Annotated in this window: 27 protein-coding genes and 1 tRNA gene; 20 read left to right on the top strand and 8 right to left on the bottom strand. The window is 41.5% G+C overall.

Going from position 1 to position 24,326, the window contains the following annotated elements; genetic code table 11:
* From NKMY2_RS10210 to NKMY2_RS04680, 14 genes are all read left to right on the top strand, one after another.
* Positions 1 to 1,771: HYR domain-containing protein (locus tag NKMY2_RS10210; RefSeq protein WP_157832447.1), on the top strand; the 1,771-nt coding region annotated here is incomplete at its 5' end.
* A 341-nt stretch (positions 1,772 to 2,112) separates the two neighbouring features.
* Positions 2,113 to 3,831 carry a sensor histidine kinase gene (locus NKMY2_RS10215; RefSeq protein ID WP_052347517.1) on the top strand — a complete coding sequence of 573 codons (1,719 nt, stop codon included), beginning with the start codon at positions 2,113 to 2,115 and terminating at the stop codon, positions 3,829 to 3,831.
* A gap of 118 nt (positions 3,832 to 3,949) precedes the next feature.
* Positions 3,950 to 4,312, top strand: a complete 363-nt coding sequence (locus tag NKMY2_RS04625) for a response regulator (protein WP_042685260.1) — start codon at positions 3,950 to 3,952, stop codon at positions 4,310 to 4,312.
* A 70-nt stretch (positions 4,313 to 4,382) separates the two neighbouring features.
* Complete coding sequence (locus NKMY2_RS04630) at positions 4,383 to 5,714, top strand: matrixin family metalloprotease (RefSeq protein WP_157832448.1); 1,332 nt, start codon at positions 4,383 to 4,385, stop codon at positions 5,712 to 5,714.
* Positions 5,715 to 5,971: 257 nt separating this feature from the next.
* Positions 5,972 to 7,246 carry a glutamate-1-semialdehyde 2,1-aminomutase gene (hemL, locus tag NKMY2_RS04635; RefSeq protein ID WP_042685263.1) on the top strand — a complete coding sequence of 425 codons (1,275 nt, stop codon included), beginning with the start codon at positions 5,972 to 5,974 and terminating at the stop codon, positions 7,244 to 7,246.
* The gene (gene hemC, locus NKMY2_RS04640) at positions 7,243 to 8,178 is read left to right on the top strand and encodes a hydroxymethylbilane synthase (RefSeq protein WP_042685266.1); all 936 of its coding nucleotides are present in this window, start codon (positions 7,243 to 7,245) and stop codon (positions 8,176 to 8,178) included. Before hemL ends, hemC begins: the two co-directional genes overlap by 4 nt.
* Positions 8,175 to 8,918: a uroporphyrinogen-III C-methyltransferase gene (cobA, locus tag NKMY2_RS04645; RefSeq protein ID WP_042685365.1), complete on the top strand. Its 744-nt coding sequence runs from the start codon at positions 8,175 to 8,177 to the stop codon at positions 8,916 to 8,918. The genes hemC and cobA overlap by 4 nt, the downstream gene beginning before the upstream one ends.
* Entirely contained in the window at positions 8,915 to 9,715 is an 801-nt protein-coding gene (locus NKMY2_RS04650) for a uroporphyrinogen-III synthase (protein ID WP_042685367.1), read from the top strand. The genes cobA and NKMY2_RS04650 overlap by 4 nt, the downstream gene beginning before the upstream one ends.
* Positions 9,716 to 9,797: 82 nt before the next feature.
* Complete coding sequence (sufB, locus tag NKMY2_RS04655) at positions 9,798 to 11,198, top strand: Fe-S cluster assembly protein SufB (RefSeq protein ID WP_042685269.1); 1,401 nt, start codon at positions 9,798 to 9,800, stop codon at positions 11,196 to 11,198.
* A 27-nt stretch (positions 11,199 to 11,225) separates the two neighbouring features.
* The gene (locus tag NKMY2_RS04660) at positions 11,226 to 12,620 is read left to right on the top strand and encodes a SufB/SufD family protein (protein ID WP_042685271.1); all 1,395 of its coding nucleotides are present in this window, start codon (positions 11,226 to 11,228) and stop codon (positions 12,618 to 12,620) included.
* Between the two features lie 5 nt (positions 12,621 to 12,625).
* Positions 12,626 to 12,934, top strand: coding sequence for a non-heme iron oxygenase ferredoxin subunit (locus tag NKMY2_RS04665; protein ID WP_042685369.1), 309 nt, complete (start codon positions 12,626 to 12,628; stop codon positions 12,932 to 12,934).
* 2 nt (positions 12,935 to 12,936) lie between these two features.
* Positions 12,937 to 14,178, top strand: a complete 1,242-nt coding sequence (locus NKMY2_RS04670) for a cysteine desulfurase (protein ID WP_042685274.1) — start codon at positions 12,937 to 12,939, stop codon at positions 14,176 to 14,178.
* Positions 14,175 to 14,615 (top strand): iron-sulfur cluster assembly scaffold protein, encoded by a 441-nt coding sequence (locus tag NKMY2_RS04675; RefSeq protein ID WP_042685276.1) that lies wholly within the window; start codon positions 14,175 to 14,177, stop codon positions 14,613 to 14,615. The genes NKMY2_RS04670 and NKMY2_RS04675 overlap by 4 nt, the downstream gene beginning before the upstream one ends.
* A 7-nt stretch (positions 14,616 to 14,622) precedes the next feature.
* Positions 14,623 to 14,946 (top strand): hypothetical protein, encoded by a 324-nt coding sequence (locus tag NKMY2_RS04680; protein ID WP_042685281.1) that lies wholly within the window; start codon positions 14,623 to 14,625, stop codon positions 14,944 to 14,946.
* On the opposite strand, the gene NKMY2_RS04685 is transcribed toward NKMY2_RS04680, so the two are convergent.
* On the bottom strand, positions 14,939 to 16,153 hold the full coding sequence (locus tag NKMY2_RS04685) for a phosphoglycerate kinase (protein WP_042685286.1): 1,215 nt from the start codon (positions 16,151 to 16,153) through the stop codon (positions 14,939 to 14,941). The two genes, NKMY2_RS04680 and NKMY2_RS04685, sit on opposite strands and share 8 nt — an antisense overlap.
* Before the next feature lie 124 nt (positions 16,154 to 16,277).
* Between NKMY2_RS04685 and NKMY2_RS04690 the strand changes: the two genes are divergently transcribed.
* Positions 16,278 to 16,937: a phosphatase PAP2 family protein gene (locus NKMY2_RS04690; protein ID WP_042685288.1), complete on the top strand. Its 660-nt coding sequence runs from the start codon at positions 16,278 to 16,280 to the stop codon at positions 16,935 to 16,937.
* Here NKMY2_RS04690 and NKMY2_RS04695 read toward each other — a convergent pair.
* A complete protein-coding gene (locus tag NKMY2_RS04695; RefSeq protein WP_042685291.1) occupies positions 16,926 to 17,237 on the bottom strand; it encodes a hypothetical protein in 312 nt (103 codons plus the stop codon). The genes NKMY2_RS04690 and NKMY2_RS04695 overlap by 12 nt on opposite strands.
* Positions 17,238 to 17,377: 140 nt before the next feature.
* Between NKMY2_RS04695 and NKMY2_RS10220 the strand changes: the two genes are divergently transcribed.
* Positions 17,378 to 18,220: a hypothetical protein gene (locus NKMY2_RS10220; protein ID WP_052347518.1), complete on the top strand. Its 843-nt coding sequence runs from the start codon at positions 17,378 to 17,380 to the stop codon at positions 18,218 to 18,220.
* 55 nt (positions 18,221 to 18,275) lie between these two features.
* Positions 18,276 to 18,878 carry a hypothetical protein gene (locus NKMY2_RS04705; RefSeq protein ID WP_042685293.1) on the top strand — a complete coding sequence of 201 codons (603 nt, stop codon included), beginning with the start codon at positions 18,276 to 18,278 and terminating at the stop codon, positions 18,876 to 18,878.
* Here NKMY2_RS04705 and NKMY2_RS04710 read toward each other — a convergent pair.
* Positions 18,875 to 19,171 (bottom strand): single stranded DNA-binding domain-containing protein, encoded by a 297-nt coding sequence (locus NKMY2_RS04710; protein WP_042685295.1) that lies wholly within the window; start codon positions 19,169 to 19,171, stop codon positions 18,875 to 18,877. The genes NKMY2_RS04705 and NKMY2_RS04710 overlap by 4 nt on opposite strands.
* Positions 19,172 to 19,315: 144 nt before the next feature.
* On the opposite strand from NKMY2_RS04710, the gene NKMY2_RS04715 reads away from it, so the two are divergent.
* Positions 19,316 to 19,415: transfer RNA gene (locus tag NKMY2_RS04715), tRNA-Leu, on the top strand.
* A 50-nt stretch (positions 19,416 to 19,465) separates the two neighbouring features.
* On the opposite strand, the gene NKMY2_RS11010 is transcribed toward NKMY2_RS04715, so the two are convergent.
* On the bottom strand, positions 19,466 to 19,588 hold the full coding sequence (locus NKMY2_RS11010; protein WP_255347545.1) for a hypothetical protein: 123 nt from the start codon (positions 19,586 to 19,588) through the stop codon (positions 19,466 to 19,468).
* A gap of 155 nt (positions 19,589 to 19,743) precedes the next feature.
* Here NKMY2_RS11010 and NKMY2_RS04720 point away from each other — a divergent pair, with 155 nt between their 5' ends.
* Both NKMY2_RS04720 and NKMY2_RS04725 read left to right on the top strand, forming a co-directional pair.
* A complete protein-coding gene (locus NKMY2_RS04720) occupies positions 19,744 to 20,364 on the top strand; it encodes a hypothetical protein (RefSeq protein ID WP_042685298.1) in 621 nt (206 codons plus the stop codon).
* Position 20,365: 1 nt separating this feature from the next.
* A complete protein-coding gene (locus NKMY2_RS04725; RefSeq protein WP_042685301.1) occupies positions 20,366 to 20,986 on the top strand; it encodes an HD domain-containing protein in 621 nt (206 codons plus the stop codon).
* On the opposite strand, the gene NKMY2_RS04730 is transcribed toward NKMY2_RS04725, so the two are convergent.
* The 4 genes from NKMY2_RS04730 to NKMY2_RS04745 are packed head-to-tail and all read right to left on the bottom strand — an operon-like array spanning position 20,983 to position 24,238.
* A complete protein-coding gene (locus tag NKMY2_RS04730) occupies positions 20,983 to 21,294 on the bottom strand; it encodes a hypothetical protein (protein WP_042685303.1) in 312 nt (103 codons plus the stop codon). The genes NKMY2_RS04725 and NKMY2_RS04730 overlap by 4 nt on opposite strands.
* On the bottom strand, positions 21,291 to 22,277 hold the full coding sequence (gene hemB, locus NKMY2_RS04735; protein WP_042685375.1) for a porphobilinogen synthase: 987 nt from the start codon (positions 22,275 to 22,277) through the stop codon (positions 21,291 to 21,293). The genes NKMY2_RS04730 and hemB overlap by 4 nt, the downstream gene beginning before the upstream one ends.
* Positions 22,278 to 22,331: 54 nt before the next feature.
* Positions 22,332 to 23,588: a glutamyl-tRNA reductase gene (gene hemA / locus NKMY2_RS04740; protein ID WP_042685306.1), complete on the bottom strand. Its 1,257-nt coding sequence runs from the start codon at positions 23,586 to 23,588 to the stop codon at positions 22,332 to 22,334.
* Positions 23,585 to 24,238 (bottom strand): precorrin-2 dehydrogenase/sirohydrochlorin ferrochelatase family protein, encoded by a 654-nt coding sequence (locus NKMY2_RS04745; protein WP_042685377.1) that lies wholly within the window; start codon positions 24,236 to 24,238, stop codon positions 23,585 to 23,587. The genes hemA and NKMY2_RS04745 overlap by 4 nt, the downstream gene beginning before the upstream one ends.
* Positions 24,239 to 24,326: the final 88 nt, after the last annotated feature.

Raw genomic sequence — 24,326 nt, forward strand, 5'->3', positions numbered from 1 at the left:
AACTGCCACCCAAAAAATTACCATAACTGACACTACCGTGCCGTCAATCATCGCACCGTCTGATATCACACTCGAAGCTGCATCGTCTGATGGAAACACCGTATCTTTAGGTGACGCTACGGCATCTGACGCAGTAATGGTGTCATCTGTGACAAACGACGCACCGGAGAGATTCCCGCTAGGTGAGACCACAGTCACATGGACTGCGACTGATTCATCTGGAAACGTGTCAACTGCAACCCAGAAGATAACTGTAATCGATACCACTGCGCCAACAATTGCAGCACCGTCTGATATCACACTTGAAGCTACATCAAAATCAGACAACGTCGTATTGTTAGAGACGCCTATTGCAACTGACAGTGTTGGAGTGGCAAACATAACAAACGACGCACCTGAATTATTCCCAGTAGGAGAAACCCTAGTCACGTGGACTGCAAGCGATGCATCTGAGAATGTCAATACTGTGACTCAAAAGGTTATAGTGGTTGACACCGTTCCACCAAAGTTTTCCAAATTATCTGACGTCACAGTAGAGGCGACAAGCAATGATAATAATCTAGTTTCACTTGTGATTCCACAAGTTTCAGACATTTTGGATATTATCTCACTTACAAACGACGCACCAGAGACATTCCCGCTAGGCGAGACCACAGTCACATGGACTGCGACTGACGAGTCTGGAAATGCATCGACTGCTACTCAAAAGGTATCTGTAATTGATACTACGATTCCGACCGTAATAGCACCGGCAGACGTCACAATGGAAGCGACTTCTGCTAGCGATAATGTAGTACATCTAGGCAACGCACAAGCCTCTGACGCAGTAATGGTGTCATCTGTGACAAACGACGCGCCAGAGACATTCCCACTCGGCGAGACCACAGTCACATGGACTGCAACTGATTCATCTGGAAATCAATCCACTATAACTCAAAAGGTTACAATAATTGATACTACTGCGCCAAAGATTACTGCCCTAGACAGCATAGTCTCAGAGGCAACTTCTCTTGCAGATAACACGGTGTCATTGACTGCGCCTATTGCAGATGACTCTGTAAGCCAAGTAAAGATAACAAACGACGCGCCAGAGACATTCCCACTCGGCGAGACCACAGTCACATGGACTGCAACTGACGAGTCTGGAAACACATCTACAATTCCTCAGAATGTTGTTATAGTTGATACTACTGCGCCAAGACTAAGCATTCCAGATAATATTGTAATTGACGCAGTATCGCTAACCACTCTGGTTACCGTGGGGACTCCTTCTGTTACTGATCTAACTGACATCACGCCCAAAGTGACAAACGACGCACCCGAATCATTCCCACTCGGCAAGACAACGATCACCTGGACTGCAGTTGACTCATTTGGCAATGAAATCAGCCAGACACAGACAGTTGAGGTCAATGCGTGCGGCAAGCCAGAATCATCATACAACGTAATGATTGGAAAAGAAGTCGATGACATTTTGGTCGGAACTGGCCTTGCAGACTTGATAATCGGTCTTGGCGGTGACGACATAATATTTGGCGAAAAAGGAAACGACTGCATCTTGGCTGGTGATGGCGACGATATAGTGTATGGAAATGAGGGTAGTGATTCCATTAACGGCGCCGATGGCTCTGATGTTATAAAGGGACAATCTGGGGACGACATACTGATTGGTGGAAACGGTGTAGATGTGATTGATGGTGGAGATGACAATGACTCGTGCAGTGCAACTCAGAACAGCGAAGACGACGTTATCATCAAATGCGAGTCTTAGCTGGAAAATTAAAATAAGAAATTATAGAAAGTAGTTTTGTAGTGAGTCTTACAGGACTCAATCTTTGAGTCTGGAGTCTTTTCTAATTTAGTGACCTTGAGGATCCTTTGCATGTTTTAAGAATTTAAGACACGACCAAGTTGACCACTAAAATATTTTTACTGTAGTCCTTTGATTGGGTTTCTCTCACGAATCCTTTACATCTGGCAAGTAAGGTTGGATCTGACTACTGCCATATTGCTTTCACCCTGAATCCTATTCACATATCATTATGCTTATAGGCAAAAGAATCTAAGCACATCGATGCTCAAATGCGCATTAGAATTGGTGACATACATTTCATGGGACAACTGCTTCCAGTAGCTGTAATCCTAATCATATCTGCAATAGGCATGTTTCTCATAGCTTGGTATGGGGATATTCAAATTAATCAAGAAATACAAAATATTGAACGTGTAAAAAATGACAAACTTCGTCTCCTAACTGACATGCTGGATAGCAATTTAAAAAATGCAGTGAATCTGATTGAAGTTACTAGGAATTTACCAATAGTGAAAGATGTTTCGCATTCAGAGTTCATCAGTGAAACCACAAGAGGAATACCTGAGGACAAGGATCTAAAGAAAAGAATTCTTGCACGTGATATTCTGGACAAGTATGCCTATTTTGAATTCATTACATTCAACATGCCAAACGGCGACTTTTACATGATGGAGCCGTATTCGTCACAACTGAATTTACCATATCTGAATTTTGCTAATAGGGACTGGTACAAGGGAGTCATGAAAACTAATGATACGTACGTAAGTGAAGTCTACATATCTGGAACTCTTGGTCATAACGTAGTGGCAGTTAGAACGCCAGTCTTTGATGATGGATCTATGGTTGGGATCTGGGGTGGCTCTCTAAGCTTAACAAATCTGGGATCTAATCTTAAGAAGCTAGAACTGGGTAAAAACGAGCAAGTTTTTTTTATTGATCAGAATTGGAACGTAATCGCAGATTCAAGCGAGTCTGTAACGCAGAGTGGTCTGGCGCATTACCCGTATTCTGAATTTATTGAAAGTATTCATGACATGGAAACTAAAACATCTGTAACAACAGTCAGTGGCACCAAAATGCATTTTATTTATGGTTCTGTAGACGTACCTCACAACAAATGGCTGATAGTGATACAACAACCGTCTTCTGATGTATTTCACACAGTTGACGTGATACGCGCGCAAATATACTTGGATATTGTGTTATTGACAATTGTAATGTCTGCAAGCTACGTTATTTTTAGAATGCTTCACTCCAAAAAAATTCTTGTCGCAAAAATTGCCGCAGCATACAATGAAACGATGTCCCAGAGAGACAAACTCATTAAGATTGATAAAATAAAGGAAGAGTTTTCTGCAATGATAACACATGAGCTAAAAACCCCACTAGTCCCAATTATCGGATATTGTAAGATGTTAAGGAATCAAATGATGGGACAAATAAATGAGGAACAGATGGACTCTATTCTGACAATCGAAAAAAATGCAAAGCGACTTGAAACATTAATCACTGATATCATGGATGTACGAAAACTGGATATGAACAAGATGAAATTCACTATGGAAGATCTTTCTATTGCTGATTTTTTTGTAAATCTTGAATCAAGCTATAAGCAAGTGTTGGCAGAACAAGGCAAAGAATTCATCACAGACATTCCGATGACTGATCATACCATACAAACTGACAAAATACGCCTGCGTCAAGTTTTTGATAATCTTATCTCAAATGCAATAAAGTTTACTCCTGATGAAAATGGCAAGATCACGGTAGGCTGGAAGATAGAAGGCAACAAGATTATTTTCTATATACGTGATAACGGAATTGGAATTTCACTCGAATCCCAACAAAATCTCTTTCAAAAATTTTATCAGGTTGATACTTCGGCGAGAAGAAAGATAAGTGGTACCGGTCTTGGCCTTGCCATTTCAAAGGGAATAGTAGAAAAACTTGGCGGACGAATTTGGGTTGAAAGTGATGGAAAAACTGGAACTGTTTTTTATGTTGAATTTAATATCTAGCAAACATTTCCTGCGTACAATCATACCATCGTATGTGATTTCTGCAAGAGTTCATATTATCATTGACGATTCTATTTCGTACGAAAATCTTATTATCTTCTAAACATGGAAATATACAATGAAAATATTGCTGATTGACGACAATCAGGATATTACCACAATGTTTGCAAAATATTTCAAATTAAAGGGACACGACATCCACGTTTCCAACGGTGGGCAAAACGGTCTACAAATGATCGAAAATAGCCCCTTTGATGCCATTTTACTTGACTTGGCAATGCCTGATTTTTCAGGACATGACATTATCGACTATCTGCACAAAAATAACAAAGTGGATCATAAAATAATAATTTCACTTACGGCATCTTCCGTCTCAGATGACGACAAAGCCTATTTGATAGAAAGGGGCGTTCATTCGGTGCTAAGAAAGCCAATCGATCCGGACGAACTGCTCAACTATCTGATGAGAATCAAATCATAACCAATTGGATCCAAATCATCTGATTCGCGAATTTCAACAGATAGCGTTAATTCAGAAAAAATTAGATGGTATGATTAATAGTGATATTTCAAAAGACGAGCAAATTGCACAAATAATTGATCACATAGAATCAACGAACAATTTTTCAACAAAAACCGTAGAAAATATTCTATCAAATAAAATCGTGCTGACGGAAAACTCGTTAAACATAATTCATCACGAGCTAAAAACCCCACTCGTTCCAATAAGGACATACGCCGATATGCTATTTCAAGGAAAATTTGGGCATTTAACTCCTGAACAAAAGAACAAAGTAGAGATGATCAGCGCAAACGCAAAACAATTACAACAAAAAATTGAAATCTTACTTGATAAAAAAATACATGGATCTATCAATAATGTGGATGACGATAAGACAAAATCGTCCATAAAAGAGATGGAGCAACAAAACATGCTACTGGAAAAGATCAATCAACTACTTGTTGAAAAGAGCGATCGAGATGATTCTGAAATTCAAAAATTGCAAAATAAGGCAGTGGAATCAGAACGGCAAAAAAATGAGATCTTACAGGAACGATTGATATTGAATAAAACAGTACATTTTGAAGAACAAAAAAACTTTCAACTTGGTAGAAAAAACATCATCATTATTGCAATTTTTGCCTTAATTGTTGCTGTTAGCTTTACATCATATTCATTATATGTTGTAGATTTGGTAGGAAAACAATATCAAGTTTCAAATCTGGGAAAAATAAATAGTGGCGGCTATTTGATACAAAACCTAAGGGGTGATACTATTGACACTTGGCTGTCTTGGAGACTTGTGCCTGGCTCTACATTACATGTCGGAATAACAAATGCCGCTAAATATCCTGACAAGATTCCATTGATCAAGGAGGTTGTGCTTTCTGAAGATTCTGTCGATATCGATGACTCGTTGCTTCACAAAGGACTAAGGGGATCAATTTCAACATACTACGTTGGTTGGAAGGGTGCACTTGAACACATATCTGCACAATCCACTAAATTTACCATTCCATCAAACCTTGATGTAATAGATACACAAGCAGGAGAGGGGGATATTACAATAATTTTGACTAACGAAAGAAACGGTGACGGATATTCCGGATTTACCAAATCAATAGCTGACGACTCTCAGAACCAGATCTTAAAATCAACAATCACAATCTATGAAGTAGACAAACTAAATGATGAGCAATTCAAAACCGTACTTAGACATGAGTTTGGTCATGCGTTGGGACTTGCACATTCCACCGCACCTGAGGATCTGATGGCACCAACAATTCAAACAGCTTATCCATACATCTCTGATTGTGATGTGGATACCTTAGTAAAACTGTATGACGGCGGAATGAATAGCCAAGTTACTTGTGAAAAATAATATCTGATAAAAAATTAGAGAAAGAGTTTTACAGCTACTCCGATAATCTTACTGTATTTTGTATTATTTTGGTAACAAGACCTGCCGAACTTGCACTGACTGTTACTCGGAGAACCTTTGGGTCCGTTTAATCTATTGTTAGGGCACTAGCACAAATCTCCAATAAATCCCAATTTGTAAAAATCTGATTGATTATGAATGTTAAAAGAACTTTTTACTCATTTACGATTAATAATAACAAAAATCATGCCAAATCATTGAAGTCAAAAGACCTCTTTAATCTGGCAAAGAAGGTAATCCCGTCTGGCGTAAACAGCCCAGTTAGGTATTTTGAGCCATACCCGTTTTACGTAAAAAAAGCGCAGGGGAGCTCAATCTGGGACGAGGACGGAAACCGGTACACTGACTTTTGCAACGGCTATGGCGCGCTACTATTGGGGCATCGAAATAAAGAGGTAGTCTCTGCAGTGAAAAAACAGCTAGAAATTGGAACCATGTATGGGGCACCATCTGCATCTGAAATTGATCTTTCAAAACTAATCATAAAGAATTATCCATCGATGCAAAAAATTCGCTTGGTAAACAGCGGCTCTGAGGCCACAATGACTGCGATACGCCTCGCAAGGGGAATAACAAAAAAGAAAAAAATTCTAAAATTCGAAGGGTGCTATCATGGAGCACACGAATCCATGCTGGTAAAGGCAGGATCCGGCTCTGCACACAACGGGATCTCAATATCTGACGGGATACCTGAAGATTTTTCGAAAAACACCGTCGTGGTACAATACAATGACACCGAACAATTAGAATCCGTCATATCAAAAAACAAAGACATTGCAGGAGTGATTGTGGAGCCAGTACTTGCAAACATGGGGCTGGTACTGCCGCAAAAAAACTATCTCAAGGAAATGCAAAAAATCACCAAACAACATAACATACCGCTGATATTTGATGAGATAGTGACAGGATTCAGACTTGGAGTTGGCGGTGCGCAGGAATATTTTGGAATCACTCCTGACATCACAACACTTGGAAAAGCACTGAGCAACGGATTTGTAATATCTGCCGTCGGGGGCAGACGCGACATAATGGACCAGCTTGCACCAAACGGCAAAGTTTACGAGGCAAGCACGTTTGCCGGAAACCCCGTGTCTGTTGCCGCCGGAATCGCTTCCATAAGAACAATGACTGCTCTAAAAAACAAGCTCTATCCAAAGCTGGAACAATACTGTAACGTGTTATCCCGGACAATAAGCGAGCTTGCAGACGACATGCGAATCCCTCACCAATTAAACCACCTCAGCTCAATGTTTCAAATCTTCTTTTCTAACTCTCCGGTGGTTGACTACAAGACATCAAAAAGATCAGACACTGAAAAATTCCACCGATTCTTCCATCATCTGCTAAAACAAGGCATATTCATTCCGCCATCCCAGTTTGAGACTGCGTTTTTCTCGTATGCTCACACTGCTGACGACATTGAAAAAACAGTCGATGCCTATAGGCACGCACTAAAAATGGTGAAAAATTGAAAAAATACCTTCTCGGTACCAGGGGAAGCCAACTATCTATATCACAGACAAACTGGGTCGTATCGGAGCTTAAAAAAAACAATCCTGGCTGTGATTATGAAATAAAGACGATTCTAACAAAGGGTGATACTGATGCAAGACCGTTATTTACAATAGATCAAAAGGGAATCTTTGAAAAAGAAATAGACAAGGCAGTAGCAAATCATGAAATTGATTTTGCGGTGCACAGTCTAAAGGACGTCCCGTCCATACTGATGGACAATCTTGTACTTGGATGCGTCCCAAAAAGAGAAGAGGTAAATGACATTTTCATATCAAAAGAAAATCATACATTAGAAACAATTCCAGCAAATTCCATAATCGGGACAAGCAGTCTTAGGCGGGCAGTACAGGTAAAAAGAAAAAGACCAGACCTTGATGTAAGACCAATCCGAGGAAATGTGGAATCCAGAATAAAAAAAGTACAGGACGGAAAATTCGATGGCATAGTTCTTGCACAGGCAGGAATAAACCGAATCGGAATTGACGTAAAACACTCCAAACTATCCTCTGTCGACTTTCTCCCTTCTCCAGGACAGGGCGCACTTGGAATAATCTGCAGGACAGACGACAAGGAAACACTATCCATGCTAAAGACGATCGAGGATCCTGATTCCAGAATAGCCGTGGAATCGGAGCGGGCACTCTCAACATTTGTGGAATCTGGATGCAGGTTTCCAGTTGGTGCACACGCGAAGGTGAATGGTTCTGACATGAATCTGGTTGTTGTGGCGTATTCCATAGATGGAACAAAATCAATCATCGTGCAGCAAAACGGATCAAGGGCCGACCCTTGTGGTTTGGGTAAGTCAGTCGCAGAGGAACTGATACAAAAAGGTGTAAATGAGCTTGCCTTGGATTGGAGAGAAAAGCTGGAGGAATGGAACAAATGACAGGAATCGTATATCTAGTTGGGGCAGGACCAGGGGATCCAAAGCTAATCACGCTGCGCGCAGTAGAACTGATCAAATCCGCAGATGTGGTCCTGTATGACAGACTGGTAAGCAAAAAAATCATATCAATGATTCCAAAAAAGGCAGAAAAAATCTACGTTGGTAGAGACGTTGGAGACGACTACAAACATCAGGATAGCACCAACGATTTAATGGTAAAATTTGCAAAGTCAAACAAGAACGTAGTCCGACTAAAGGGAGGGGACCCGTTTATCTTTGGGAGGGGTGGAGAGGAAGCAGAGTACCTACGAAAATACAAAGTGAAATTCGAAATCATTCCTGGAATAACATCTGGGATCGGTTCTGCAATTTATTCTGGAATTCCACTCACCCATAGAAAATATTCGTCCTCCGTAGTGTTTGTCACAGGTCATGAGGATCCGGAAAAAACCAAAGACGCTGTAAAATGGAAGCAGCTTGCAAAATCAGTTGAGACAATAGTGATAATGATGGGCCTGTCTAGAATCGGCACAATATCAAAGTCCCTGATCGCAGGAGGATTGGCCAAAAACACACCAGTTGCAGTAATACAAAATGGAACAACTGAGAATCACAGGATGGTTGTTGGCACCATATCGAATATAGAAAAAAAGATAAAGCAAAACAAGATCACGCCGCCATCAATAATTATAATAGGAAACGTAGTAAAACTACACAAAACAATCGGATGGAAAAAATGATTTCAGGAAAGACAATAGCAATCACAAGAACAAAGGAAGATGCAAAGGAGTTCATCGATCTCGCATCGCAGGAAAACGCAATCCCTATACCGCTTCCCACACTAGAGCTGGTCAGCAAAGGAGAAAAGATAGCAGACGACTTTTTAGATTCAATCAAAGAGTTTAATCCAGACTATTCGGTGTTTATGAGTCCAAAGGCAGTCAAATTGCTCTTTGATGTCGCAAAAAACAACTCTAAACACCACGAACTGCAGATGGCAGTTGCAAATACTATCGTGGTTGCAGTTGGCCCCAAGACAAAAGAGGCACTAGAATCGGAGGGAATAAAGGTAAACCATGTGCCAAACAGGTACTCGTCTGTAGGCGTGGGGGAATCTTTTACCAGACTGAACGCCGTTGGAAAAAAAGTCATCATCCCAAGAAGCGGCGCATCAACTGAATTTTTGGCAGACCTCTTGGAAAAAATTGGACTGATCGTAAAGGAAATCTATCTCTATGACGTAAAGGCATTCTCTGATCATTCCCAGTGGAAAGAATTCACTGAACTGTTTTTGCAAAACAAAATCGATGGCATCGTATACACCAGCGTGTCGTCAGTTCAAGGATTTTTTGAAATCATGTCGCATATGTGCGAGAATAAAGATCTCTTGAAGAACTTGGAAAAGATTCAGATCGTTGCAATCGGACCCTTCACAGCAGAAGAATTGAAAAAATTTAACGTGCAAACAAAAGTTGCAGACGTGCACACCGTGCATGGCGCGTTTGACGCAATGAAAAATATTTTTTCATTAGCTTAAGCTATGTTAGCTAGACCTACTCCGCCGCACAACTAGTAAACCATGTAAAATCTATTTATAACATAACGGAGTTTTGTAGTGCATGACTACTGAAAATCTAGAAATGGATTATTCAAAATATGATTTTAAAGATTCAACCGAACTATACGTCCACCTTTCCAAAAAGGGACTAACAAGGGAAACAGTCATTGAAATTAGCAAATTAAAAAACGAGCCGCAATGGATGCTTGATTTTAGATTACGATCTTATGATGTTTTCATGAAAAAACCGATGCCAAAATGGGGCCCAGATCTTAGCGCAATTGATTTTCAAAACATATACTATTATGCAAAGGCTTCTGAAAAAAGCGAGAAAAGCTGGGATGACGTTCCAGAAAATGTCAAAAAAACATTTGACAAGCTAGGCATTCCAGAGGCAGAAAAAAAATTCCTTGCAGGCGTAGGCGCGCAATACGAATCAGAAGTAGTGTATCACAGTTTGAGAGAAGACTTGGCAAAAAAAGGCGTAATCTTCCTTGACACTGAAACCGCATTACGCGAGCATCCTGATATTTTCAAAAAATACTTTGGCAAAGTAATTCCACCGGAGGACAACAAATTTGCAGCACTAAACTCAGCAGTATGGAGTGGTGGCTCTTTCATCTACATCCCACCAGGAGTCAAGGTAGACATGCCGCTACAAGCATACTTTAGGATTAACGCAGAAAACATCGGACAGTTTGAAAGAACGCTGATCATAGCAGACGAAGGATCCGAGGTACACTACATCGAAGGATGCACCGCACCTGTGTATTCATCAGAGTCACTGCACTCTGCAGTAGTCGAGCTAGTCGCACACAAAGATGCCAAACTAAGATACACCACGATCCAAAACTGGTCAAGCGATGTCTACAATCTGGTAACAAAGAGAGCATATGCATACGAAGGAGCAAAGGTGGAATGGATTGACGGAAACATTGGAAGCAAAATCACAATGAAGTATCCTGGAATTTATCTACTTGAACCACATGCACATGGCGAAACTCTGTCAATTGCATTTGCAGGAAAAGGCCAGCATCAAGACACCGGCGCAAAAATGGTACACCTAGCATCTGATACCACATCTAGAACCACATCAAAATCAGTAAGCAGACTAAACGGAAGATCAACATACCGGGGATTGCTCCACGTGGCAAAGGGCGCTAAAAACGTAAAGGCGTCCGTTAGATGCGATGCCTTGTTACTTGATGATACATCAAAGACTGACACTTACCCATACATGGAAATCAACCAAGAAGACGCAACCGTTACCCACGAGGCAACCGTCGGAAAAATTGGCGACGAGCAAATATTCTATCTGATGACTAGGGGATTCACAGAAGAAGAGGCACTCACATTGATTGTAAACGGATTCATGGAGCCATTCACAAAGGAGCTTCCAATGGAATATGCAGTAGAGCTAAACAGACTCATAAAACTAGAAATGGACGACTCTGTAGGATAAAATCCTACTTTTTATTTTTGAACGGACATGCAAGCCCTATCAACAATCACCACAACTCACGTCGATGATATCTCTGCATCAAAAAGTGAGCCAGACTGGCTAAAACAATACCGAAAGAACTCTTTTACTATCTATCAGACCTTGCCGCCAGAAGTGTCCCCACTATACAACAAGTATACAGATGCAAAGAGAATGGATCCTGCACAGGTGTCACTGTCCGTAAGCTCAGAGAACACAATCTTTGACACATTAAAGCCACGACTGCAGGAATTAGAATCTGAAATCCACATCATACAGATCGGCTCTAACATTTTTAGAATTCACGTTCCAGACGAAATGAAGTCAAAGGGGCTCGTGGTAACATCAATTTATGATGCAATAAAGACAGACGGTGATACTGTCAGAAAAATCCTTGAATCAAGCAACCCAAATGAGGACAAGTACACGGCACTAAACAATGCCGCATTTAATTCTGGAATATTTATTAAAATTCCAAGAAACCTCGTACTGGAAAAACCAATCCATGTGGTGTCATCAGTGTCACCTGACGGAACATCTGCAATATCAAAAAACATCATCGTAGCAGAGGAATCAAGCAAGGCAAGTATAGTACAAGAACTCTACGCGCCAAAATCAAGCAAGCAGCAGGCATATCTTGAACTAATGACAATCAACGCACACCAAAACAGTCAGCTGCATCTCACATCGTTTCAGGCAATGGATCAAAGCGCAGTTAGCTTTTCGACACGAAACTGCACGATATCACAAGATGCAAAGGTAAACTCGTACCTTGGACTGTTTGGCTCGATGCTATCTAGATACAGAACCCATTATTACCTAAACGGAGTTGGCGCATCTGTCCAAGATGCCGAGGTCGTATTTGGGAACAATGACCAGTCATTTGACCTGTCTGCAAATCTGATTCACCTGCAACCGTCCACAGAAGGACAGGTGGTGCAAAGATCCGTTCTAAAAAACAAATCAAAATCATTGTTCAAGGGCATGATCAAAATAATGGAAACTGCACCAAAATCAAAATCATTTCTGTCTGGCCGCTCAATACTGCTGGACAAGGATGCAAAGTCCGATGCCATCCCAGGACTTGAAATTCTGACAAACGACGTCAAGGCAACCCACTCTGCATCCGTTGCACAAATAGATGAAGAACAGATTTTCTATCTAGGTGCTAGGTGCCTTGACCGCTCTGAGGCTGAAAAAATAATCATCGAAGGATTCCTAGAGCCGATGTCGCGTGTGATGTCGTACCAGGTAAGGGCTTGGATCTCATACCTGATAGAAGCCAAGTGGCAAAACAGAGATCTGGTCATAAAATCAGACGAACAACTAAAATCAATAGTGGAAGTAGAGGAAGTAAGATACAAAGAAGCAGATCAGCTTGAAACCCACTACAAATACCGGTGAGCATTTTGGCAATCTGGATTAAAGCATGTAACAAAGACCAAGTTGGAAATAACGAAATGTTCAGTTTTGATCACAAGGAAAAACGACTTCTCATAACAAACCTAAACGGAACCATATATGCGACAGATCGAATCTGCACGCATGCAGAAGCAGATCTATCTTCAGGATTTCTCAGTGACGAGGGAGTGAGATGCCCGTTACATCTTTCTGTTTTTAATTTGGAGACTGGCAATCCCCTGAACCCGCCTGCAGAGGAGCCGCTGAAAACGTACAATGTTAAAATAGATCAAAACGAGATCTACGTTGAGGTATAGCAATGCAGACTGCAATTTCTATTGAAAAAATTCGAGCGGATTTCCCAATTCTAAAACGAAAGGTGCGAAACGACAAGCAGCTAGTGTACTTTGACAATGCCGCAACTGCACAAAAACCAATCCAAGTGATCAATGCAATTTCAGACTTTTACACAAATCATAATTCCAACATTCATCGCGCAGTCCATGCCCTTGCAGAGGAGGCAACAGAGGCATACGAGATGACTCGCGACAAGGTTGCCAAATTCCTCAACATACTGGACAGGCAGGAGATAATTTTTGTCCGCGGCACGACTGAGGCAATCAACCTCGTAGCGTACACCTGGGGCCGACAGAACGTAAAAGCAGGCGACATCATAGTTACAACAGAATACGAGCACCACAGCAACATTGTCCCATGGCAATTGCTGACTCAGGAAAAGGGCGCCAAACTAGAATACATTGGAGTAAACGATGATGGCGAACTGCTCCTAGACCAGCTTGACACGTATCTTGCAACCGGCAAAGTAAAGCTTGTCGCCATAAGCCAGATGTCAAATGTACTTGGTACCATAACTGACATGCCTGCAGTGATGCAAAAATGCAAAAAGGCAGGAGTAAGGGTACTAGTTGACGGCGCACAGTCTGTTCCGCACATGAAAGTTGACCTGCAAAATCTCGGATGTGACTTTTTCGCGTTTTCCGCACACAAAATGCTGGGCCCAACAGGCGTTGGCGTTCTGTGGGTGAGAAAGGAACTGCTAGAGCAAATGATCCCGTTCCACGGAGGAGGGGACATGATCCGCGAGGTTCACAAATATGAGACCACCTGGAATGACCTACCATACAAGTTTGAGGCGGGAACCCCGAATATTGCAGACGTAATTGGATTTTCAGCAGCGCTTGACTATCTGAATAATTTGGGGATGGACTTTGTCAGAAATCACGAAATCGAGATAACAAAATACGCCCTTGAAAAAATGTCCGCAATCAAGGGACTCAAAATCTATGGAACAAAGGACATCTCAAAGAGGGGAGGAGTAATATCATTTAACTTTGCAGACATTCATCCGCATGATCTTGCAACCATCATAGACGAAGAAGGGGTTGCAATAAGATCGGGCCACCACTGCGCACAGGTGCTAATGGAACGACTCGATGTCGCAGCAACATCGCGTGCAAGCTTTTACATCTACAACACCAAAGAAGAAGTCGACGTTTTGATAAAATCGCTTGAAAAGGCAGCGAGGTTGTTCAAACTATGAGCGGCAATGCAGACATATACCATGAGATGATTGTGGAATATTCAAGGCACCCAAGCAACTTTGGGAAAATTGAAAATCCAGACATAACATACCATGACAGCAATCCTCTGTGTGGTGATTCCATTGATATTTTCATGAATATTAAAGACAACAAGGTATCTGACATCAAGTTCAACGGGAGAGGATGCGCCATCTGCATGGCATGCTCTTCTGTCATGACTGAGATTGTGAAAGGAAAAAGCATTGACGATGTCAAAAAGATACAAAAAGACGACATACTGGGCGAACTTGGCCTGCAAAACCTCCAGGCAGTCAGGATCAAATGCGCGCTTTTGTCACTTAAAGTACTAAAATACGGCATCTACACATACCTCGCAAAACATCTAAACGACGCAAACGCAGACGCACTAAAGCAAGAGGCTTCGGCACTATACTAGAGATACCTTGGCTGACGTTTCATTAGAAATCCGCAAAGTGATTTTTGAAAAATACAACAATCCGGACATTAGATTCACAAACGACGAAATATTTGAAATTCTCCAACAAAACAACTCCATTGACAAATCGCTTGTGATAGACGATGTGGAAAAATATTTCACAGATCTGTGCGATGCCGGACTGATGCGAAACATCGCACAAAACTTTACCACTCAGTATTTCAAATTATTTGACGATGTGGAAAAAGTAAAATGCAATTCGTGCAATGCCGAGTCCCCGATTGGAAAATCCGAACCGCGAGTATGCCCTATATGTAAGGCATCTATTTAGGCTTGTATCTCTGAGCTGCGCTTTCCAAAGACTGGATCATCGGAAGTGTTTCTCCAGTCAGGTATAGCACCAGTGCACCGCCTGCCGTGCTGATGTGGGTTATCTTTTCTGCCAGCCCGTATTTTTTGAGTGCCGATGTGAGGTGTCCTCCACTCACTATTGTTGTTGCCATGGAGTTTGCAACTGCCTCTAGGAGTGATCTTGTGCCGTAGCTGAATTTCTCTTTTTCAAAAAATCCCGCAGGCCCGCTGATGAAAACAGTTCCAGCACTCGATATTATTCTGGAATAATGCTCTATTGTTTTTGGACCAAGGTCATAAATCTGGTCCCCCTTGTTTAGCTCCCTGACGTCAAGCTCGTACCTTTCACCGTCTTTGTTTATTGCCACGTCGACTGGAGTAAAGAAGACGTCTGGATATTCTCCCATCAGGGCGTGAGCCTTTGCAACTGCCTCCTCTTCGCCCTTGATTCCAAGGGGGTACTTGATTCGTGCCTGAGCACGCATGAAAACGTTGCCTATGAGGCCAGTTAGGAGAATCTGGTCTGCCCTGCCCCTCTTTATGAGCATCTTGATTGCTTCCAACCTGTCAGTTACCTTGGAGCCTCCAAGAACAATGACGTGGGGCGCTTTTGCAACTGTTAGTATCTCGTCAAGCTTTCGCACCTCGCGCTCTACTATTTTTCCAGCACATGCAGGTATCACATGTGAAAACCCTACAAGTGATGGGTGCGACCTATGTGCACTTGGAAATGAGTCCAGAACACACAAGTCAAAAAGTTTTCCCAGTCTCTTTACCATTATCGTATTTGACGCGTTCTCTGGAGTGAACTCGTAATTTTCCTCCGCACAAAATCTCAGATTGTCAAGTAACATGATGTCGCCGTCTTTCATTTTCTTTATTTCAGATTGCGCAAGTGAGCCAATTACATCCTGCACATACGTGATTTTTTTACCAAGTAATTTTTCTAAAATTTTTGCGTGCTGCTCCATTCCAACATAATCTGTGTTTCCAACTCGTCCCTGGTGAGATACGACAACCACTCTTGCCTCGCTTAGGGCCTTGATTGTCTCGATTACCTCTTCGATTCTTTTAGACCCTGAAATTTCCTCCGTTACAGGATCAATCGGGCAATTCATGTCAACGCGCAAAAGAACAGTCTTTCCCTTCAAGTCAAAATCGTCAAGGGTTAGAATCTTCACATCCATTGTCTTTTTCTGCCAGCTTAAAATCTTTCAGCCGATCAGAGTCATTCCTCCAAAACAATTTACAGTACGATATGGTTAGACGCTTTGAGATAAATTAAAAATGTCATGCATGGATGCGATATAGTTGCAAAACTGGTTGTTTGATGTTAGATCACGGGCGTTTCTGCTGTTTGTACTTGCCTTTATCGTAATGTCCGTTCTGGTACAGGCAAAAATCACGTCTGGCTTTGATAAATCCATCATACTGTATTTTCAGTCAATAGCAGGAAACCCTGCCGTAGATCTCTTCATGTGGGGCATGACTGAGATAGGCAATGTCATATCGATTCTGCTTTTGAGCGTAATACTTGCAATCATACGCCGTACGCGAAGAATAGGAATCACGCTTTTGTTGTGTATAGTGATTGGAACGCTTGCATCTGGATACTTTAAAGGATATGTGATAGACAGCCCTCGCCCGGATCTTGAGTTCTTGGGCTCAAAATTCCCATATGCGATAGGCCAGGACACCTTTGTTATTGGGACTGACGGCTCTTTTCCATCCGGTCACGCAACCAGGGCTGCAATCGTGGCCTTTGTACTTGGATATGCCCTGTCTGAGCGATTCCCAAGGGGCAGGTACCTGATGTGGCTGTTCCCTGTCGTGGAGTCAATTAGCCGAGTCTATGTCTTGGAACATTATCCGATGGATGTCTTTGGGGGAACTGTTTTTGGAATAATCGTTGCAAATCTGGTAAGCAAAAAAGTAAAGCTCAGCGAGTTTTTCAAAAAGTCACAGGTTTAGCTCGTCAAGAACTCTTGAACTAATAAGGACAATGGCATAGTTTTCCGCGTCGTGGTGATATGTCCAATATCTTAGATTTCTTTCCTGTTTTGTCTGCCTTAGCATGTAGTTGATCTCAGTTGTCACGATGAATCCGATTCTTTTTGCTAGGTCTTTTTGCTTTGGCATCAGTACCTTGTATCCGCCTTTCTGATTTTCAAAACCTAGTCTTACCATTTCTGATGCAAAGGCGGATGCCTCCTTTTCGTTTTTTGTGACAAATGTTTTTACAATTGGTATCTGCGATGGATGGAACTCCATAAACTCACAAATGCGTGCAATTTAATTAATTCATCTGGGAAAACAAAAAAACCACGTGATCGAGTGTTAAAATTCTTAACTTACAAGTCAAATACTGATTATAGTAATACCTTATCGATAATCACATGAGATGATTCTCATTGACCTCATTAGCTAAACTAGCGCAAAAGCTAAAACAGGAAAAATTAGACGCCGCAAAACAGCGAAGACTGCAAGAAAAAATGCTAAAAGAAGCAGTTTCACTGGCACGCCGATCGTCATCTGGATTATCGTCAGTTGAACACCGAATGGAGGATTCTAAGATAAAACTAGGCGAAATTAATGCCGAATTTAACCATGTTGTGGCAAGAAAGGAGAGCCTTGAGAGGCTTGCCTCTGCAGCACAAGAACGCCTAACCCAAGAAATTGCCGCAAAAGACCAGGCCGAAACAGACCTGCAGAATGCCGAAACTGAGGGAGCAAAGCAAATTGCCGCAGAAAGGCTAGAGCAAATAATTCAGAAAATTGCAGAACTAGAAGAGGAGGCAAAGCAAAGGCAGGCCGCAGCAGATAAACTCGTCAAGGTGATTGAAGACTTCAAAAAGTCAAAAACCAAAACCTCGCACCAAATCCAAAAACAGGCAAAATCAAAACCAGTGCTGCTAAGCCAGATTAAAACAAGTACAGTTGACTCTGAGCGACTCAAAAAACGCGTCGACACTGCAGTCAAAAAAGAACAAAATGTAAGCAAAATCCTAGACGTGGTATCAAAGAAACTGGCAGAACAATTGGCAAGAAAAAGAAAAGCGGCAGCTAAAAAGGCGGCCACAAAAAGAAAAGCGGCAGCTAAAAAGGCGGCCGCAAAAAGAAAAGCGGCAGCTAAAAAGGCGACTAAGAAAAAGACAACAAAAAAGAAAACAGCAATGAAAAAGGCTGTACCAAAAAAGAAAAAGGCAGCCAAAAAGAAATCCGTGAAGAAGCAAAAGAAAAAGTCAAGGCGTTAATTATCTGACTTTTTTTATGCATATGTTATAAAACAGTAATTTGTTGCTATTGTACATGAAAAAAAGAGGAATCATAGTTTCGCTTGCAGGCATAGCAATGCTTACCGTTTCATTTTCTATCGCTATTTCTATACTTGAAAGCTCAGGGATGACTGGTGATGAGTTTTTACTTCCAGACGTACTAAAGGATGCGTTTGATCAGGTGTCTGAAAAAACACAAATCCAGCCTGGGGATACTGCATATTTCTCGTTTGATGCATCGGGCGACGCAAGAATGCTCATGTGGGGATTTCAGGTAATTGATCCCCAAATGGATGAAAGCCTTGCGATTTCTATTTCAAACATCTATGGGGATGATTTTGGAAAATTCACAACAAGCCAGCCAGTGTTTTTTGAAACACTGGAAATAACAAGATCCGACGTTTACAATTTTAACGTAGAAAACAAAGGCGGCAATCCCGTTACGCTGGTGATGATGTTTGCAGAAAACCCAGACGACTCTGAATCTGTAATCAACCCGAACTCACCACTTGGCAAATCCCTTCTCCCACTTGCAGCTTCTGGGACTTTCTTCATTGTGGGTATATTGACCACCATAGTTGGAATAATAATAATTATAATTGATTATAGAAAAAACCGTTCTTCTAATTTTGTCTAGTATTCTTTTACTATGAGTTCGCCGTATTTTCCTTTTCCAAGAGAAACTTCGTTTTTGAATGTGTTTGTGTATCCATTTTTGATTAGGATTTTAGAGCCGTTCTTTACCTTAGTTATTTCGTCTCCCCAAAGGGTCAGCTTGATTTCTCCTGCTGCATCAACTAGAAATGCATTGCACACCTCTGTAGTTCCGCCCATCTTTAGATTGACTGTTCGTGGCGCTTCCATTCTTTCGACTGTTCCTTCTATGTCGATTTTGTTTCTCATGTTTTTTGCTTCTGCTGTTGTTACCACAAATCAAATCTGAAATAAACCAGTAATAAGCTTTTTAGTTTCTTGAAAATAGACCAGAAATTCTATAAATTTTACACCGGCGGCGAAAAATTTGTGCGTTTTGCCACTATATCAGTTATATACTCAGATTTGAAAAATGCATTTGCAGAGGTATCGAAGCCCGGCCAACCGAGAGGGACTCAAGATCAAAAAATAAGAAATCCCTTCCTTTAGGGGTTCGTGGGTTCAAATCCCACCCTCTGCACTCTTTTTTACAAAACTGTCACTTGTAGGACAAATCAAAAACTAGTCTTTCTAAACTTCGATTGCGTTAACATATGACACGTTGTGGGCTGAAAGGCTCTTGTGAAGATCTGCCGACGATTCTTCTTTGAATGTCAAGTTGCATCGATAACACTTCCACATCTTGGCACTCATGGGTATAATATAGCGTTCATAAAATTTAAGGATAGTGGATATTTCATCCACTTTTTTGCATAATCGGATCAAAAACACCAAAAATTACACATTGCTGACACATTATGGCATAATTCAACCTGCAAACTAATTTAGTTGAGACAAAAATTCACATCATAATGGATATTTTTTCGATTTTTAGCCAGTTTTCATATTTTGGAATATTTCTCCTCCTTGTTTTGGTAAACACTGCACCGATTCTGATGCCGCCAACATGGCTCATTCTGGCGTCGTTTCATGCCCTGGACGATACGCTAAGCCCTGCACTTCTTGCAATAGTTGGGGCAACTGGAGCAACGATTGGGAGGGTTGCTCTGATGTACACTAGTGGATTTTTTAGAAAATTCATGAGCGAGGAAAGAAAGTCAAGCCTTGATGGAATTGCAAATTACCTAAAGTCAAAAAAGATTGGATATTTTCTTGCCTCGTTTTTGTTTGCATCGACTCCTCTCCCAAGCAACATGCTCTTTATCGGATACGGCCTGATGAGGGCAAAAAGCGTGCAAATTTACACTGGATTTTGGCTTGGTCGTGTTACATCATACTATGTGATGATTTCAATTAGCCACGTCGTCCTGACCCCTTTTGCAAAACTATTCGAGGACAGAATGTTGGGAATAATACTTGTAGATGTCCTGAGTATTCTGATACTTGTCTTTTTTGCATGCATAAACTGGAACATGCTGATCACGCAAAGAAAAATACAATTCGTAAAGCCGAAACTTTGGAGATTGTGAAATGAACGATCTAAAAAGACTGGAGTTTCAAGTGCGAAAGCAGATTCAAAACGATCCTGCGCACGACTTTGAGCATGTAATGCGGGTCTGTAAAAATGTAAAGAAGATAGCAAAACATGAAAATATAAACCCGAACTTGGTTTTAGCGGCTGCACTTCTCCATGACGTGGTGTCGTTTCCAAAATCCGACAAGAGATCAAAGACTTCGTCGCTCAAAAGTGCGCAAAAGGCAAAAGAAATACTGAAAAGATACAATTACACGCAAAATGAAATAAAAACAGTCGTCGATGCAATTGCAGATCACAGCTTTTCAAGAAACGTGACTCCAAAAACAATAGAGGGGATGATTCTTCAGGATGCCGATAGGCTTGATGCCCTCGGCGCAATTGGAATTGCACGGACATTTAGTGTGGGGGGTGCGGAAAATAGGCCGATTTACAGCACAACTGATCCTTTCTGTCGCACCAGGGCCCCCGATGACCAGAATTGGACAGTTGATCATTTTTACCACAAGCTGCTGCTTCTTGAAAAAAAGATGAATACTAAATTTGCGAAAAAAGAGGCAAAGCGCAGAACCAAAATCCTCAAGGAATTTCTTGCCGAATTGGGGCAGGAAATCTAGCCGTAATCGACGTATCTGGAGTATCTTTTCTCAATCTCCGGGTTTTTCCCAATGAGAATTTTCTCAATTTCTTCCTTGTAGCGGATTTTCATGTATTTTTTTATCTCCAAAAATGATTCCTCGTCTGGGTATGACTCGTCTAGTTTCTCTATTGTTGCAAAATACTCGACTGTCTTTTGGCGAAATTCTTCGATTGTCGGCTTTTTTATCTTGTTTAGCCGGAACCAAATACATGCCCAGCTTGCCCCCACCACATGCGGGAGCAAATCATATGCACGCTCTATCTCAAAACGCTCGTCATTTCTCATGGATTGTTCAACTGTTTTGCCATCATTTTTGCAAAATACGTGACAATCATGTCTGCACCAGCTCTTTTAATTGAAAACAAAATTTCTGACATTACATCAGTTTCATTTATCCACCCATGCTTTGCTGCGCCCTTGACTAGTGCATATTCTCCTGACACCGAATAAGCAGATATTGGAATGTTGAATCTTCGTTTTGCCTCTGCAATCAAATCAAGATATGCAAGTGCAGGTTTTACCATCACTATGTCGACTCCTTCGTTGATGTCTGATTCTATTTCCCGCATTGCCTCCCTTGGGTTGGTAAATGGGACCTGGTATGATTTTCTGTCCCCAAATTGTGGGGCGCATGATGCCATATCCCTAAATGGGGAATAAAATGAAGAGCGGTGTTTTGCAGAATGCGACATTATTCCGACATCGGTAAACCCCTCCCTGTCTAATCTTTCCCTGATTGCCTTGACCTGGCCATCCATCATGGCAGACGGTGATACGATATCTACCCCGGCCCTTGCCTGGCTGAGTGCTATTTTTGCAAGTGTCTCATTACTGGAGTCATTATCTATGTGGTTTCCCTTGAGCAGGCCGCAGTGCCCCGATGTAGTGTACTGGCAAAGGCAGACATCTGCCATTATTACAATGCTGTCGCCAAAGTTTTTCCTGATTTCTGATATTGCCTTTTGGACAATTCCGTCGTCAACAAACGCCGCTGTTCCCGCGTCGTCTTTTTTTGCAGGAACTCCAAATAACATGATTGCTGGAATTTTGAGATTTTTTATCTCCTCTACTTCTCTTGTTATGTCTGATAGCGGGAGTCGCTCGATTTCTGCCATGGAGTCCACCTGAATTCTTGACTTGAGGTCCTCCTGGACAAACACTGGGCAAATCAAATCGTTTGGAGAAAATGTAATTTCCTGAACTAGGTTGCGCATTTTCTCATTTCTGCGCAATCTTCGCAGTCGTCTTGTGGGAAAAGAAGACGTCATGAACAAAATCCCATCCAAAGCAATATAATTCTAGTCTGGTGCGTTTTGGAAAATCTACTCGCTTTTTTTCTTGTAATCGAAAAGCTTTGTAGCAGCTTTTAGCAGTTCCTCATCTGACTGCTCTGATGCGCGTCTGATGTTGTTCATCGGCTCTGCAATTATTCCCTCGACTACTGCCTTTGTCAAATCCTCGATTATCTTGATTTTTTCCTGGTCTGTTTCGCCAAGCATTGATAGCGCCTTTTCCAATTCCTTTACTCTGCGGGTGTCAATGTCCTTGAATATCTCCTTGACTACCGGCTCTACTTCTAGTCTTTTCATCTGGGCTTCAAGTACTGATATCTCTTCACTAATTATTTTTTCTGCATATGTCTTCTCATTTACCCTGTTTCTCATGTTTTTATCGACAATTTCTGCGATTTGGTCCAGATTCATCATCTTTATTCCGTGGATGGTGGTGACCTTTTCATCAACTGTTCTTGGGTTTGACAAATCAAGTATCATCATTCCTGTTTTTTTATCATTCATCGCCTCTTTGATTCTCTCAAATGTAACTAAAAAGTACGGTGCAATTGTGGCAACAAACAACACGTCGTAGTTTGAAAAGCCCGACAACACATCCTCAAAACCAATCGGGTTTCCGCCGACTGTCTCGGCAAATGCTTTTGATCTGTCCAGCGTCCTGCTTGTCACAAAAAACTCGTATCCTCGCTTGTTTAGTGATTTTGCAACCATTGTAGCTGCCTCGCCAGTCCCAATGAGGAGAATCTTTTTTGATTTTAGATCATCAATGTTTTCCTCTGCAAGCTTTACTGCCATCGAGCCAACCGAGATGCTTCCCTTGCTTATCCCAGTAGAGTTTCTTACCCTTGTTCCTATTCTGATTGCCTTGTCAAATAGCGTGTTTAGGTATTCTCCTGACGCCCTGATCTCCCTTGCATTTGTTATTGCTTCTTTTATTTGGCCTAGAATTTGCTCCTCTCCGACCACCATGGAATCAAGACCTGATGTGAGCTTTAACAAGTGCGAATAGACGTCAATGTTTTCAGATATCTCGAAATTCTCCTTAAACGCCACTTCTTCTAGTCCTGCAAGCGATGCCCAAGTTTTTTTGATTTTTTGAATGTTGAAATCGTTTGACAGGCCGAAGACTTCGACCCTGTTGCATGTTTGAAGTATGACGCATTCTTTTAGCCCAGAATACTCTTTGAAATATTCGTATGCCGAGTCGATATCCTTGAACGTGAACCTTTCTAAAATGTGGATCGGTGAATTGTGAAACGTCACTCTCGCGTTTATTATGTTGCTCATTTCCAATCCCCTAAAATTCTGATCATTTCCTTTTGTGCAGTTTGCAAATTACCTTCTTTTAATAACTGTTTTATCTTGTTACTATTTAATACAGAATAAAGGAACTTTTTTCGCTCTGTGATTGTGGGGATCTTTTCTTTTGCCATGTCTCTTGCTATTTTTTGCAGCTTGATCTGGTAGATGTCCTCCTTGTCGATTATGTCGTTGAATATTTTTTCTGCCTTTAGCTTTATCTTTCGCGCCATCGCGGGACTCCTGCCACCAGTCGATATGGCAATCTGGACGGTATCTTCAATATTGATCACAGACGGGTGCGCAAAGTCGCTAAAGTTGGGGTCATCTGCTGCGTATGCGTACGCTCTTTTTTTCTTTGCCTTTTGGACGATCTTTCGGTTCAGCTCTCTGTCATCTGTTGCAGCCATCACCAAAATGGGATCATATTCCTCTAGAAAGTCTGCATTGTCCAGTCTTGTTTTTTTGAACTCTATTTTGCCGTTTTTTGCATAATTTGTTATCTGCGTGTTTGCAGAATCGCTGATTACTAGAATTTGGCAGTCCTGGGTCAGGAGCGAATTTACTTTTTTTAGGCCTTCCTGACCTGCACCTACAACGATGACTAATTTTCCCCTCAAATTGAGGTCGACAATCACGATCTGGCACATCTGGTTTTGTATTTATAGGATTCCCAGACTCTCGTTACGTTTTTAATTGAAAACTAACACTAAAGCCAGTATGGCA

Origin of the sequence: Candidatus Nitrosotenuis chungbukensis (assembly GCF_000685395.1) — an archaeon.
Taxonomy (GTDB): Archaea; Thermoproteota; Nitrososphaeria; order Nitrososphaerales; family Nitrosopumilaceae; genus Nitrosotenuis; species Nitrosotenuis chungbukensis.

Bases quoted from the DNA above. Each gene is read 5' to 3' on its own strand.
- NKMY2_RS10215 (WP_052347517.1), top strand. From the start codon at position 2,113: ATGGGACAACTGCTTCCAGTAGCTGTAATCCTAATCATATCTGCAATA.
- NKMY2_RS04625 (WP_042685260.1), top strand. From the start codon at position 3,950: ATGAAAATATTGCTGATTGACGACAATCAGGATATTACCACAATGTTT.
- NKMY2_RS04630 (WP_157832448.1), top strand. From the start codon at position 4,383: ATGATTAATAGTGATATTTCAAAAGACGAGCAAATTGCACAAATAATT.
- cobA (WP_042685365.1), top strand. From the start codon at position 8,175: ATGACAGGAATCGTATATCTAGTTGGGGCAGGACCAGGGGATCCAAAG.
- NKMY2_RS04650 (WP_042685367.1), top strand. From the start codon at position 8,915: ATGATTTCAGGAAAGACAATAGCAATCACAAGAACAAAGGAAGATGCA.
- sufB (WP_042685269.1), top strand. From the start codon at position 9,798: ATGACTACTGAAAATCTAGAAATGGATTATTCAAAATATGATTTTAAA.
- NKMY2_RS04660 (WP_042685271.1), top strand. From the start codon at position 11,226: ATGCAAGCCCTATCAACAATCACCACAACTCACGTCGATGATATCTCT.
- NKMY2_RS04670 (WP_042685274.1), top strand. From the start codon at position 12,937: ATGCAGACTGCAATTTCTATTGAAAAAATTCGAGCGGATTTCCCAATT.
- NKMY2_RS04675 (WP_042685276.1), top strand. From the start codon at position 14,175: ATGAGCGGCAATGCAGACATATACCATGAGATGATTGTGGAATATTCA.
- NKMY2_RS04685 (WP_042685286.1), bottom strand. From the start codon at position 16,153: ATGGATGTGAAGATTCTAACCCTTGACGATTTTGACTTGAAGGGAAAG.
- NKMY2_RS04695 (WP_042685291.1), bottom strand. From the start codon at position 17,237: ATGGAGTTCCATCCATCGCAGATACCAATTGTAAAAACATTTGTCACA.
- NKMY2_RS04705 (WP_042685293.1), top strand. From the start codon at position 18,276: ATGAAAAAAAGAGGAATCATAGTTTCGCTTGCAGGCATAGCAATGCTT.
- NKMY2_RS11010 (WP_255347545.1), bottom strand. From the start codon at position 19,588: ATGAGTGCCAAGATGTGGAAGTGTTATCGATGCAACTTGACATTCAAA.
- NKMY2_RS04725 (WP_042685301.1), top strand. From the start codon at position 20,366: ATGAACGATCTAAAAAGACTGGAGTTTCAAGTGCGAAAGCAGATTCAA.
- NKMY2_RS04730 (WP_042685303.1), bottom strand. From the start codon at position 21,294: ATGAGAAATGACGAGCGTTTTGAGATAGAGCGTGCATATGATTTGCTC.
- hemB (WP_042685375.1), bottom strand. From the start codon at position 22,277: ATGACGTCTTCTTTTCCCACAAGACGACTGCGAAGATTGCGCAGAAAT.
- hemA (WP_042685306.1), bottom strand. From the start codon at position 23,588: ATGAGCAACATAATAAACGCGAGAGTGACGTTTCACAATTCACCGATC.